Below are 12,617 nucleotides of genomic sequence, written 5' to 3' on the forward strand. Positions count from 1 at the left end.
GCCACCTGCTTTTGGTGTTTCGTAAGAATATTCTCGACCAGCGCTATTTTATGATTGGCTGATCGGTTGCTGGCTTGTGGATATTATTATAAATTCATTAGTGATCACCATGCATTTAGATTATCTATTGAACCAACTTCTTGTGTATCAATGTTATTACCCTTACAATATTCTATCGCTTTACTCCATATTTCATCACTAAATAAAATTAAAGTCTGCCCTGCCATTGGTGTAAAGACAAAATTAAATAAAAAATCAAATTTATTATTTATGATTTCGTTTACCACACCCACTTTTATTTTGTTGTCACTATAGAGTTCAAATAACAACGGTTTTTCAGTGTGAGCCTCTTCAGGTAAACCTCTGCTAATTTTTAATTTATTTTTTAACATTAATTTATTATATTCATTTATTTTCTTGTCAATTTCCCCAATCTTATTCCCATAAAAATAAACTCCTCGCTTATCAAGCTTTGAACAAAGATCTAGTTTATTTTTATTCTTATCAAAAAATACAATATTAGAAAATAAAAAAGACAATAATTTATCAGATGCTATAGTAGAAAATCCATATGGGCCAAAACCATTACCATCGATATCATATTGATAGCAAACACAATAAGTTGATGATGGTAATTCTTTTGTAAAACCGCTTGCTTTAAGCATCCATTCTGAGATGGGAAACTTAATCAATTTTTCATTTGCGTTAATCACCATGTAAAAATGACCTCATTACCCTTAGGCTCTATTGCATGTATATGACCGCCCGAATGATGTTCAGGTATTCCTGGCTGACCGGCATCAGGATGACCATCAGGATGTTCAAACCACTGATTTTTCCATTGGGTATACAGGTATGTCAGCCGATCCCTTTCGTCGTATTCCCGCCGTACCGTATGCCCCATCGGGTCTGTCACCACGCTCAGGCGACCATTATGTCGTACTGCCAGCGAACCGGGTTGCTGTACCCCATCCGGTAGCTTTCCGGCTGCCCTTTCCGGCTCCAGCTAAGGCTTGCCACCCAGTTATCTGCGCGCAACATTTTTACCGGACGCCCTGCCGGGCTGTACTCATACTGTGTACTCTCCCCCCCGGCATCCGTTTCTTCCGCCAGCCGGTAAGCCTTATCGTAGCGGTAATGAGTGACCTTAACCGTCATACGTAAATTCCAGTTTGTCCGGGTAACGAAGTACCAGAACTGTGCGGAAACTTTATCAGGTTAAACAGGTGGTTAAGGGAATTAAGGACGGGATAGTTAGTGTACTGAACGAGAGTAAATAATAAAAAAACCGGGAAGATTTAAAGTCTTTCCCCGGATTTTTGTATTTTAATCCCCATCAGCAATTATAATTTCATTTTCGCTGCTGGATTTAATAAGAAAATTAATGAAGTTTATTACATCTATATCTTTAATGTTTACCAAATAATTAATTAATATTTTTTGGTGGTCTGGGTAAATTCTTGTTTTACCATACGGATCTATATAAACCCCTGTTTTTTCTTTCAAAGAAAAAAAAGGATTTTCTAATTTCCTAATTGTTTTGTCATGCAAAATCAAAGATGGCTTACTCCCATCACTATCTGATAAATAAGAAAAATCAAGCATAATCAATCCTCTAAATTCGCAGGATATGATGTAATCACTTTACCTTTGGCTGGATCATAAATAGTGACATGACCTTTCTCGCCTCTAGTCCCAATAACACGATCATAAACTCGCTCATATCTAATCCTCCCGTCAGGTTGATGTAAAACTCTGCTGGGATCTCTCATTGTACGATCTTCTAACTTCCTATATTGACTTGGTTTTCTATACTTACTTTTACTTCGCAATTTAATTCTTTCTTTCAGAGAGAATTTACTATTCCCAATATTATTATGCCGCCTAATATGACGATTGGGCACATGTTTAGTGCGAGTAGGAGCACAAGGTTTCAATCCCAGCGGATCGATCCAGCTTAACGGATTAGGCCCATAAGCATATAAGTTTATGCCCCCCGCCAGCCCTATCGGGTCAGGATACGCAATCCACCTATCTTGCCAATCATACCGTTAATTTTGTATGTAGTTCGGAAAAATCACAACATCATAGTACATAACATATGGGAAAATTTTAGTAGACTCATTTATGGGCTGGGAATGATTTAAGACTATTCCCAGCTTTTAATTAAGATGACAATCTATTAAGCAATAATTTAATTTTTCCTAAAACATACCCAGAAGGAAGATGTGTTTCCCTGATAGTTTCCGAGTTAAATTTCTTCCAGATAACTCTATCATATTCATCAGTGGATAATAAAATAAAAACTTCCCCATCAAAACACGGTGTTAAATCTAAAGTAATCCAAACAGAGCTAAAGTATTGCGAATCTTTCCAGTTTTCTGAATTTCTATATCCATCAACAATATATGAAAAAATAGCATCTTTATCAAAATTAACAATCTTATCAGCTAAAGAATATTCATAATTACTTATTTTATCCTCCAGTAAAGCGAGAAAAGTATTCAATAGAGTATACTCGTCATTATTGCCAATCTCATCGTAATCACAAAATATAGACACACTAGCAAACTGCTTATCCGTTTCTAATCGAATGGCAAAAAGCGCTTTATCACCTATGATTAAATTATCCACATTTACCTCCTGACCGTTTAATTTTAGCAGCCATTTGGTTAAATCTCTTGCGTATCCATGTAGGAACATCTAACCCTCTACTGGATTTCTCTCTACCATTCCAGTGAACCTCACCATTTTGGCCCTGATAACGATAAAACTACCCCTCACTGTTCTGCTCATACCATTTTTTGCCAGTGGAATCAGCAGGTACAGCTCTTCGATAAACGTCCTCTGCATCTGGAGGTAATGGAGTTGTTTTACTACCACCGCCTCTGAAATCAGGCGAAGAAGGATCATGATGTGTCGCAGGATCATATGTTGGCTTGCGACCATGATAGGGAGATTCTGATTTATATTCTTTGGTTAACCCTAGAGGGTCGATCCAACTTAACGGATTAGGCGCATATTGGTATAAGTTTAATCCACCAAGCAGACCTATCGGGTCAGGCGTTAAAAACCGCCCCATATCAGGCGCATAGTACCTGAAGGTATTGTAGTGAAGCCCAGTTTCCCTGTCCAGGTACTGTCCGGCAAACCGCAGGTTCTCTTCCGGTATACCGTCCTGTTTCCGGAACCGGCAACCGCCACTTTCATCGGCGTATTCGCCAAACGTTTATCCCCAGGTGTCCACCTCAAGACGCCAGTGTTGTTTCCCCTGCTCATCTGTCAGTGCTTCCGGCATTCCGTTCTGGCTGCAACGGTAGTAGTCCACCCGGGCTTTTTCTCCGCTGCCCCATATTCTTGCCAGCGGTGTATAACTTTCTGTATCTTCATACACATATACCAGTGGCAGACCGTCCCGGTTTTCCGCCAGCAACCGCAGCCCTTCCCACACGAAGGTTGTCACGCGCTGTGTTTCTTTTACCTGACCCCTTCCGTTTTCGAACGCCTTCACCACACTGCGCTTTTCTGTTCTCCTGCCCAGCGGGTCGTAACTGAAATGCACCTCGTGCCGCGTTTTACCCATCCACGTCATCGTGGGGATTTCCGTCACCGCTTCCGTCATACGGTGCTCACTGTCATAGCGGTAACGCCATATCCCGCCCGGCCCGGTTTTTTGTACCAGCCTGCCATACACATCATATTCACACGCTTTCTGCCGGCACAGCGTCTGGCGGTTATACTTCAGCGCCCCCCCGGCCTGTGACGCCTCCAGCAGATTACCTGCCGCGTCATACTGCCACTGACGGCTGCCCCTGTGACGGGTCTCATGCCGCAACACACGATCTGCGTCGTCATAGCTGTAATCCTGGTATCCATAATCATAAATCTGCGTTTCACTCAGCAGATTATGACGGCTGTCGTACCGGCGGTGCCACGCTTCCACCGGTCGTATCCGGTTCCCTTCCCGGTAGATTTCCCGACGCTCCGCTCTTCCCAGACGGTCATACTGCGTTCGCATCGTCAGGCTGCCCTGCGTACGGCTGACTTCCCGGTGCAGGTTGTCGCGACTGAACCCGGTTATCATCCTTCCGTCAAGGCTGATGTTCAGCACATGTCCGCTGCCATAGTACAGCGTTTTCAGACTGCGCCCGTCGGGAAGCTGTACCGCCGTCCGGTTTCCCAGCGCGTCCAGAGTGTAACTCACCCGCCCCGTATCGGTATCTTCGGCTGTCAGTTGTCCCAGTGCGTCATATTCCAGCCTGATTTTTCGTGTGGGCAGGGGGAGGCCATGTTCATCCAGACCCGCCGGGAAGAACCTCGCTTCTTTCAGTTTTCTGCTGGCCGAGTAGCGGTACTCCGTCCGCCCGTCCGGGGTTATTTTTTCTGTGACTTCACCGGCTGCGTTGTACTGCCAGTGGTGTGTCAGTGCATCCGGCGTACCAGCGGCCCATGTCTTGCTGATAACCCGGTCACAACTGTCATATTCGTAGCGGGTGATAATTCCGTCCAGTCCCTGCTCTTCATGCAGCCGGTCATTGGCCCCCTGCACAAACCGGTACATCTCGCCATTTTCGTTATACAGGTGTGTCAGCCGATCCCTTTCGTCGTATTCCCGCCGTACCGTATGCCCCGTCGGGTCTGTCACCACGCTCAGGCGACCGTTATTGTCGTACTGCCAGCGAACCGGGTTGCTGTACCCCATCCGGTAGCTTTCCGGCTGCCCTTTCCGGGTCCAGCTAAGACTTGCCACCCAGTTATCTGCGCGCAACATTTTTACCGGACGCCCTGCCGGGCTGTACTCATACTGTGTACTCTCCCCCCCCGGCATCCGTTTCTTCCGCCAGCCGGTAAGCCTTATCGTAGCGGTAATGAGTGACCTTAACCGTCATACGTAAATTCCAGTTTGTCCAGGTAATGAAGTACAAGAACTGTGCGGGAACTTTATCAGGTTAAACAGGTGGTTAAGGGTGCGGTTGTTTAGTGGGCTGAACGAAGGTTAAATAATAAAAAAGCCGGGAAGAGTTAATTTCCTTCCCGGCTTGTAAATCAAAAATCTATGAAATTATCATTCTCTAAATAAAAGTTTAACCCGGCTATAAAGTCTTCCATTGATGGATTTTCTTTCTGAACAGATATGTTCCTTAGTACATCTAAAAATTGCTCTCCATAGAAAAAAAGCTCCAATGAGTTATTAATAATAAACTCTGGATATATTTCCTCATCATCGTCGCTGATAACAGGGTAAATATCTAAATAACAAATAAGATCTGCTCTAGCAGATGATTCGTATTCCTTTGTATACAAGCAGAAATTATCTTTCTTATATCCACTCATAAATTTAGATATCAAATCATTTAAGATATAAGCCTTTCTATATTCTAACTGACTCATCCACATTTCCCCCCTTTAGGTTTACCTGTTACTCCATCCAGTTTACCTCTACGACCGAGTTCCGCTCCGCCCCACATATCACGCCCGCCTTTCCCGGTAGAGTGATAAAGACCATGATTATCGGCGTGATCTATACGGTCAACTAAAACCAATCGATTAACATCTTCATGATGATGCCATGTTAAACCTGGAGGGCTTGATGCTTTATTCGGATTTTTCAACCAATCACCTAATTCGGGATGACGACCTAACATATCTCTTCTAAATGCAGGATCGCTGTTCATCTTATTAACAAAGTCAGTGTTTGCTCTATTAAATTGAACACCATCGCTTGAGTATCTATATTTGGAATCAAGGGAATAATCATGGAATATATTATACTCACCATTATTAGGTCTATTTGCTAACCCCAATGGATCGATCCAAGTGAGAGGATTAGGCGCATACTGATACAGGTTTAACCCGCCCCTTAGCCCTATCGGATCCTGCTGAGTAAACCGTCCACACTCTGGCGCATAATACCTGAAAATATTATGGTGTAATCCCGTTTCGCTGTCAAAATACTGCCCCTGAAAACGCAGGCTCTGCTTCAGCGGACACCTGCCGCTCTGCTCCTCCCGCTTCAGGTTGCCCCACAGCCCGTATTCTCCCCGCCAGACGACATCTCCCTCTCCGTCCGTCAGCTCTTCCGGCAGACCGTTCAGGTGCGTGTGGTAATACCATACCCTGCTGCTGCTCCCTTTCTCCGTCTCCTGCGTGCTGACACAGGCCAGCGGCTCGTAACTGCCCGGGTTATACACATACATCAGCCGCAGCGTCGAGTTATCCCGTTTCTCCCCGCACAACTGCATCCCGTGCCAGAAGAACGTCGTCGTCTCCCTGCTTCCCCTGCTGTCCGCCTTATACACCGTCTTCCCGGTTCGCCGGCCCAGAATATCGTAACGGTATTCCGCCTTACTGTTCTCTCCACCCGAAAATCGCACCCGGGTCAGTTGCTGCTCGCTGTTGTACTCCAGATACTGCGTAATACCTGTTCGGTTGTTATGCCGCTCCGCCAGCCGGCCAAAGCCATCATAGCGGTAACGGTACTCCCCGGCGGCTGTCACCTGGTTATGCAGCACCGGAGGGCTCAGTTCTTCCGTCCTGTTCGACGCCGCATCATAGCGGAACACTTCCCGCCCTGTATCCGTGATGCGCGCCGTCACCTGCCCGGCCAGGTCATAACTGTACTCTTCCCGCCTGCCCGGCCCGTACTCAAACGGTGCCGACGTTTTGCCATACGTGGTCAGCCGCCCGGTCAGGTTATCACCCGCATCCCAGAACCAGCGCTTGTCAATCACCGGGGCGAAAACGGAACTTATCTCCCCCACCCGCGCCACCTGCGCCGTTATCCTGCCCGTCGCGTCATACCTCGTTTCACGCAACAACCTCCCCTGGCTTCGCTGCGTTTCACGGTGCAGGCGGTCACGCTCAAACTCCGCCAGAACATGATGCTCATCGCCCAGGTCCAGGTTAATCTGCTGAAGGTGGCCCGACCCGTAACGCAGGTAACGCTGCCGGTTGCCCCCCGGGTACCCGCTCTCCACCAGGTTGCCCAGCGCATCACGCCGATACACGTATGTTCCGCCGTGGTTATGTTCCTCGCTTATCTCACCGTAACTGTCATACGTAAATTCCAGTTCGTGCAGATACACCGGGAACCGTCCTTCCTGATGCGCCTGCCGCCACTCACTGAGCCACGCCCGTTTCATCTGCACACGCTTTTTGTCACGAATGAAATCGGTACGGTATTCCTCTGTTTCGCGCCCCGTCAGCCGCCCGATGGCATCACGCTCAAAACGGATCTCCTGCGGCGGCAACATTGCCCCCTGCCCCGTGTCCACCGGGTGGCTGACCACCTTCATCACGTGGCCCAGGCTGTTGTAGTGGTACGCCTTCCGCTGCCCTGTCAGACCGTACTCACAGGTCAGCCGGTGCAGCGCGTCGTAATCAAAACGGCTGGCTTCAGATTTTTCATTCAGCAGCACTTTCAGCCGCCCGAGACGGTCGTATTCAAAACGCACCGCCTCACCCGCCGCATTAATCCGCCCGGTGATTTGCCCCCGGCTGTTTCGCTGCAGGCGGATGATTTCTCCTGACGGTGACTCCCGGGACTTCAGTTGCCCCGCATCATCCCACGCGAAACGGTAAACCCGCCCGTCCGCAAGCGTCTGCGAAAGCAGTAAATCGGCGTCAGAAAACGTCCAGGCCGTCACACCACCCGCGGCATCGGTCACACACTCCGGCCTGCCCCATTCATCATAATCCAGACGGGTGACATATCCTGAACAGTCCGTCTGCTGGAGCAGTTGCCCGCGTCCGTTATACCGGTACCGGTACGCATTACCCAGCGCATCAGTCTGCCCTGTACAGTTTCCGTATTCGTCCCAGACGAAGCGGGTGATATGCATTTCCGGGTCGATGAGTTTAACGACATCCCCTTTTTCGTTATGCACCCAGCGCCACACAGCCCCATCCGGAAACTCCCGCGAAAGGGGAATCGCAAAATCCTTGTCCCATTCGGTGATAATTTTCTGTCCGGCGGGGTCTGTTTCAGCACAGATATTCCCGCGCTCATCGTAACTGAAACGGTATACCCCCTGCTGCGGATCTGTCGCCGCCAGCAACTGGCGGGCATCATTCCAGTCGAACAACCATTCGCCGTTCAGCTCATCGATAAACCCGGTGATCTGGTGCTGGCTGTTCCAGCGCCGAAAGGTGGTGCCGACACCCGTCTGCGTCAGGCGCAGGGTGCGTTCTGCCAGATCATAATCAAAAAAATATTCCTCCAGCCGCTCCCCGCCATTCTCCTGTAACCAGTGTTCCCTCACCCGCCACTCAGTCTGCCCTTCATTTTCATAACGGCGCCAGCGATAATGCGCCTGCAGACCGGTAGCATATTCATGCATGGCCATCAGGTTGTTACTGGTATCCCAGGCAAAACGCCGGGTAATACGTCCGTCGGCATCCTGTACCGCCGTCAGTTGCCCCTGGTCGTTGTAAAAATATTCAACCAGCAGCCGTTCGTGTTCTTCACTGCCGCGCTGGGTGACAGAGCGCAGATATCCGGCCGGGGAATAGTGAAGCTGAACCAACACGTCATTCAGTTCATCGTGAATATGCGTCAACAGGCCGTCAGGGTTATAACGGTAAAGCAGCGCGTTATCATGCCTGTCGAGCGTCCGGGACAGACGCAGTCTGTTTTTGCAGAGCGGATCAGCCTCAAACAACTGATATTCACCGTCCTTTGTTTCCAGCAGGAAGATATTTTGCCGGCTGCGGTAAACCCGAAAGCCTTCATCCATGTAATAAACATCCTGCCCCGGCGCTAACGACCCCAGTTTCAGCTCGCGCCCGGACATATCGGTATAGATATACTCATTTTCACCGGGATGTGTCCGGGAGTTTTCAATATGCAGGGAAACGTCAAACGGCAGCGTCCAGCCAGTCCCCAGGCGTCCTGACCGTGTATTCCGGCTGTTATAGATGCGCTGCCAGACGAGGGGAATATGTCCTTCCAGCGTAAAATCCCGGTCTTCCGGGCCGCTCAGGACTTTCGCGCCGGTGGCGGCATGAACGGGGTGCCCCGTAGAAAATGCCCTGCTTATTGCACCACTAACAACCGCGCCCAGTCCCGAACTGACTATCTCGATGGCCAGCATACAGCCAACTTCTTGCAGGCATTTTCGTACCGAGCCAAGAATCCCCACGCCCAGCGAGCCCAGAATCTCACCCGCCATGCTGGCCCAGGGATTTTTACCACTTTTGATGTCCCGAACAACCATTCCCGTCCCGCCAATCCGCACATACGGCTCACTCTGTTTGTGTGTGATAACCGCTTCACAGGTACTGCGATCACCGTTACGGCAGGCGGGCTGGCTGTTAATCTGGACTTTTTTAGAGCCTTCGGCCAGATACAGACCGGACTCTGAATACATATGCCATTTCTCGCATGTTATTTTATCCATATCCGCCGGGGCGGCATAAGGATTTTTGGGGGCAACCACGGGAGAAAACACCCCCTCCCAGAACCCCTGCTCCGGTGACGGAATAACGGGAGGAGCACCTTCAGGATCAGGCTCTGCTTTATTGTCTGCAAGCAGGCCGGAGATAAACTTTCCGGCAGCCATGCCCATCCCCATTGGGGTCAACAGCCAGCCTTTTCTGAGAATGCCTTTCGCGATGGACAGGGCTTTACCGTCCGGCGGATTTTTTGCCTCCGCTTCAAGCACGGCATAAATGACGTCTGCAGGAACCTTACCCGCCGCCCTGGCGGCCGGGAGTCCTTTTGTGTGAACGCTGGCAGAGCCCGTTATGATTGTTGCATCGGGTGGCCCTTTAACACCAAAAAAATCCAGAATGCAGTCAACGCCGTCTCCAATACTGTCCGTAATAGCGTCAATAGCCTCTCCCAGCACAAACCCGGTGACAGCGCCTGCCGCCAATCCGACAGCGAGAGCCACCGGGCCGACCGCACCGATAGCCATAGCGGCAGCAACCCCCACCGCAGCGTAAATTGCCCCTTTGACCAACCCACTGGCAAAATCCGCAAGAAATGATGTATGTACCAGGGGATCGTTTACCTTTGCCGCCAGATAATCACTGCCCATTACGATAGTCCTCTCCGTTGACTGAAATTCGCCTATTCCGTTACGCAGTAACAGGCCGGAAACTGGCCCGGATATCTTTCCAGTGCTGAATATCCGCAGGAGTGAAAGGGCGGGTCTGGGACCAGGCCAGCACCAGGAGTGACTGGCCGGACTGAGAAATCAGAAGGCACTGGTATAACCGCTGTCCCTGCTGTTCAAACTCACAGTGGATCTCTGTGGCGTTCATGGCTGCAGGATCAACGGAAAAAGGAACCGTGATTCTGTCTCCGGCAATAAAGTTCTTCATACTCTTTCTGAGCGCAGCCATCTGCGTGGTGATGTAGTTATCCACCGTCATGTTATCCCGCAGAACTGCGCGGGTTACGACCAGCGAGGCACCCAGTGCCGGAAATTTAAGGATATTGACGCTGTCATCTTCAGCCGCCCATGGCAGTGTCAGGGTTCCTTCATTGATCAGATAGTTCATACAAATCCTTATCCCTTCTTACCCTTTACTGCCGAAAATAGCTTCTTTCGCTGCAACAATTGATTCTGGCGTCGGGCCAGTCCTGTCAATCCCCGGGCCACCGTTTTCCATGTTCAGATCCAGTATTTTGCCTGTGCCGATCTGCCCACTGTTGGTGGCATAAAAGTTAAAGTTCTTACAGAGGAAGTTGATATTGCCTTTGTTATCCATCTCAATAACTGTTTCCCCACAGGCAAAGCGGATCCCTGTCGCTGATGCCGCCACCAGCGCCCCCTCAACCAGTTCCGTTTTACTTCCGCCAATCACAATGCTCTGGTCTTCCTGAACGGCAAGTGACTGTTTCATATGGACAGTAACGGCCTGATCCTGTTTTACTGTAACAATCTGCTTTCCTCCCACTATCTCCGCGTGGTTCGCCTTCACAGCCGTCATTCGGTTATTCAGCACCTCGGTGTGCATATCCTTCTGGGCGTGCATGTACAACTGCTCGTTCCCCGTCGCATCCTCAAAGCGCAGTTCATTAAACCCGCCCCCCTTGTACGTCTTCGAGCGGATGCTCATCTGCGTTTTCGTCCCCGGCAGCCCCCCCTGCGGTTTGTTGTCCTCACGGTACGTCCTGCCCATAATAATTGGCTGATCCGGGTCGCCGTTCAGGAAGTCCACTATCACCTCCTGCCCCACCCGCGGTATCGCCAGGTTGCCGAACCCCGTTCCCGCCCACGCCTGCACCACCCGTATCCAGCACGAGCTGCTCTCATTCGCCGGGTTGTACCTGTCCCAGTTAAACTGCACCCGCACCCGCCCGTACTCGTCGCAGAAAATCTCCTCGCCCGCCGGCCCCGTCACGGTCGCCGACTGCGGGCCATCCACCGACGGCTTCTCATGCGGCACCGGACGCCACGTTCTGTCCGCCGGTATCACCTGAAACTGATTCTCCAGCCGCGTACCCTGCCCCCGGTTGCCTGAACGCGCCTGCGGCTGCTCGCCATGCAGTTCGCTCTGCACCACCTGCCATTCCCGGTTCAGCGTCTGCTGCGGATGCCCTGTCAGCCGGAAGCGTATCCCCGGCCACAGCGTCGGCGACGGGCTGCGGCACTCCGCCACCTCCGCATTGTTCCGCCAGCCTTCCATCTGATAGCGCGCAAACGCCTTACCGTGCGCCTCATCCTTGAACCGTCCCGGCCAGTCGTACACCTCATACTGGCTGCGCTGCCAGTCCAGTTGCTCTCCGGGATGTTCAAAACGCCCCGCCCAGCCCGGCCGTTTAAAGGTGTAGTCTTTGGTTAATACCGATGAAGGGCGTATCTGCGCGCTGAAACGGAAGCGGTTAATGAAGTCACTCGTGACGCCGGAACGGGTATCGGGGTTAAAGGCGATGTCCACCGGGTCAGGCAGGAATGCCACGTTGTCGCACAGCACCAGACTCTGGTTTGTGCTCTTCACCGCGTGCTCCTCGTAGCTGAAAATGCCTTCCTCCGCCAGAAGGCGGCTGAGGAAGTCAAAATCCGTCTCCCCGTACTGCACACAGAACTCCCGCGGCGGATGCGGGTCACCCAGTAGCGGGCTCCACGCCTTCACATCGTTTTCCTTCAGCAGCGTACTGACAATGGTTTTGATATCCTGATTCTGAAAGATGCGGAAGTTCTTACGCAGCGCTGCGCGCCACAGCGGCGGGCGTACCTTCATGGCGTACAGCATCCGGTGGCCGTCGTACTCCCCCAGTTCGAAGCAGGTCACCACGCCGTTCACCCGGCGCTGCGGCGCCATGCCCTGCCAGATGGTCAGGTGCGCTGTTTTCTCCAGCACCTGCTCAAACGCCAGTGACCGTTCGGCGCTGGCCAGCGTCAGCTCCAGCGAAAAAAGGGCAGAAAGCGACTGACTGAGATGAAACGCAGTAACCGCGAAGGTGTCCGGCGGCAGGCCGTCCACCTCCAGTGTGAAACGCAGCCCTGATAATGACATTACGACCTCCCTGGTTTATCCACAGGTTCAAGGAACCATGACGCCTGCGACCATGGCAGCTTTTCGCATCTTGCTCCCCAAGCTACCGCCCCATCCTGATCGCCGATCTGCACGCGCACAGATTACTCCTTCGCCTCGCCCCAGAGTAC

Annotated in this window: 8 protein-coding genes and 3 pseudogenes; all 11 read right to left on the reverse strand. The window is 50.9% G+C overall.

Translation table 11 applies throughout. The annotated features are described in order from the left end of the window. Positions 1–104: 104 nt before the first annotated feature. Positions 105–716, reverse strand: coding sequence for a hypothetical protein (locus VSR74_RS03005; protein WP_347793328.1), 612 nt, complete (start codon positions 714–716; stop codon positions 105–107). 205 nt (positions 717–921) lie between these two features. After that, a complete protein-coding gene (locus VSR74_RS03010; RefSeq protein ID WP_347793329.1) occupies positions 922–1,158 on the reverse strand; it encodes an RHS repeat domain-containing protein in 237 nt (78 codons plus the stop codon). 168 nt (positions 1,159–1,326) lie between these two features. Then, positions 1,327–1,605, reverse strand: a complete 279-nt coding sequence (locus VSR74_RS03015; RefSeq protein ID WP_347793330.1) for a hypothetical protein — start codon at positions 1,603–1,605, stop codon at positions 1,327–1,329. 2 nt (positions 1,606–1,607) lie between these two features. Further along, positions 1,608–2,015, reverse strand: a pseudogene (locus VSR74_RS03020) (RHS repeat-associated core domain-containing protein); the annotation flags it as partial. Between the two features lie 151 nt (positions 2,016–2,166). Then, the gene (locus tag VSR74_RS03025; protein ID WP_347793331.1) at positions 2,167–2,634 is read right to left on the reverse strand and encodes an Imm42 family immunity protein; all 468 of its coding nucleotides are present in this window, start codon (positions 2,632–2,634) and stop codon (positions 2,167–2,169) included. A 139-nt stretch (positions 2,635–2,773) separates the two neighbouring features. Then, positions 2,774–3,175 (reverse strand): annotated as a pseudogene (locus tag VSR74_RS03030) (RHS repeat-associated core domain-containing protein); the annotation flags it as partial. Between the two features lie 54 nt (positions 3,176–3,229). Then, positions 3,230–4,828 carry an RHS domain-containing protein gene (locus VSR74_RS03035; RefSeq protein ID WP_347793332.1) on the reverse strand — a complete coding sequence of 533 codons (1,599 nt, stop codon included), beginning with the start codon at positions 4,826–4,828 and terminating at the stop codon, positions 3,230–3,232. A gap of 218 nt (positions 4,829–5,046) precedes the next feature. Then, positions 5,047–5,391: a DUF7716 domain-containing protein gene (locus VSR74_RS03040; RefSeq protein WP_347793333.1), complete on the reverse strand. Its 345-nt coding sequence runs from the start codon at positions 5,389–5,391 to the stop codon at positions 5,047–5,049. Continuing rightward, on the reverse strand, positions 5,388–10,040 hold the full coding sequence (locus VSR74_RS03045; protein ID WP_347793334.1) for an RHS repeat-associated core domain-containing protein: 4,653 nt from the start codon (positions 10,038–10,040) through the stop codon (positions 5,388–5,390). Before VSR74_RS03045 ends, VSR74_RS03040 begins: the two co-directional genes overlap by 4 nt. A 40-nt stretch (positions 10,041–10,080) precedes the next feature. Then, positions 10,081–10,506 carry a DcrB-related protein gene (locus tag VSR74_RS03050; protein ID WP_347793335.1) on the reverse strand — a complete coding sequence of 142 codons (426 nt, stop codon included), beginning with the start codon at positions 10,504–10,506 and terminating at the stop codon, positions 10,081–10,083. A 120-nt stretch (positions 10,507–10,626) separates the two neighbouring features. Then, positions 10,627–12,468 (reverse strand): annotated as a pseudogene (locus VSR74_RS03055) (type VI secretion system Vgr family protein); the annotation flags it as partial. Between the last annotated feature and the right edge of the window lie 149 nt (positions 12,469–12,617).

Source organism: Pseudocitrobacter cyperus, assembly GCF_039889165.1.
Taxonomy (GTDB): Bacteria; Pseudomonadota; Gammaproteobacteria; order Enterobacterales; family Enterobacteriaceae; genus Pseudocitrobacter; species Pseudocitrobacter cyperus.

Coding starts and splice junctions, on each gene's coding strand:
- VSR74_RS03005 (WP_347793328.1), bottom strand. CDS start 716: ATGGTGATTAACGCAAATGAAAAATTGATTAAGTTTCCCATCTCAGAA.
- VSR74_RS03010 (WP_347793329.1), bottom strand. CDS start 1,158: ATGACGGTTAAGGTCACTCATTACCGCTACGATAAGGCTTACCGGCTG.
- VSR74_RS03015 (WP_347793330.1), bottom strand. CDS start 1,605: ATGCTTGATTTTTCTTATTTATCAGATAGTGATGGGAGTAAGCCATCT.
- VSR74_RS03035 (WP_347793332.1), bottom strand. CDS start 4,828: ATGCCGGGGGGGGAGAGTACACAGTATGAGTACAGCCCGGCAGGGCGT.
- VSR74_RS03040 (WP_347793333.1), bottom strand. CDS start 5,391: ATGAGTCAGTTAGAATATAGAAAGGCTTATATCTTAAATGATTTGATA.
- VSR74_RS03045 (WP_347793334.1), bottom strand. CDS start 10,040: ATGGGCAGTGATTATCTGGCGGCAAAGGTAAACGATCCCCTGGTACAT.
- VSR74_RS03050 (WP_347793335.1), bottom strand. CDS start 10,506: ATGAACTATCTGATCAATGAAGGAACCCTGACACTGCCATGGGCGGCT.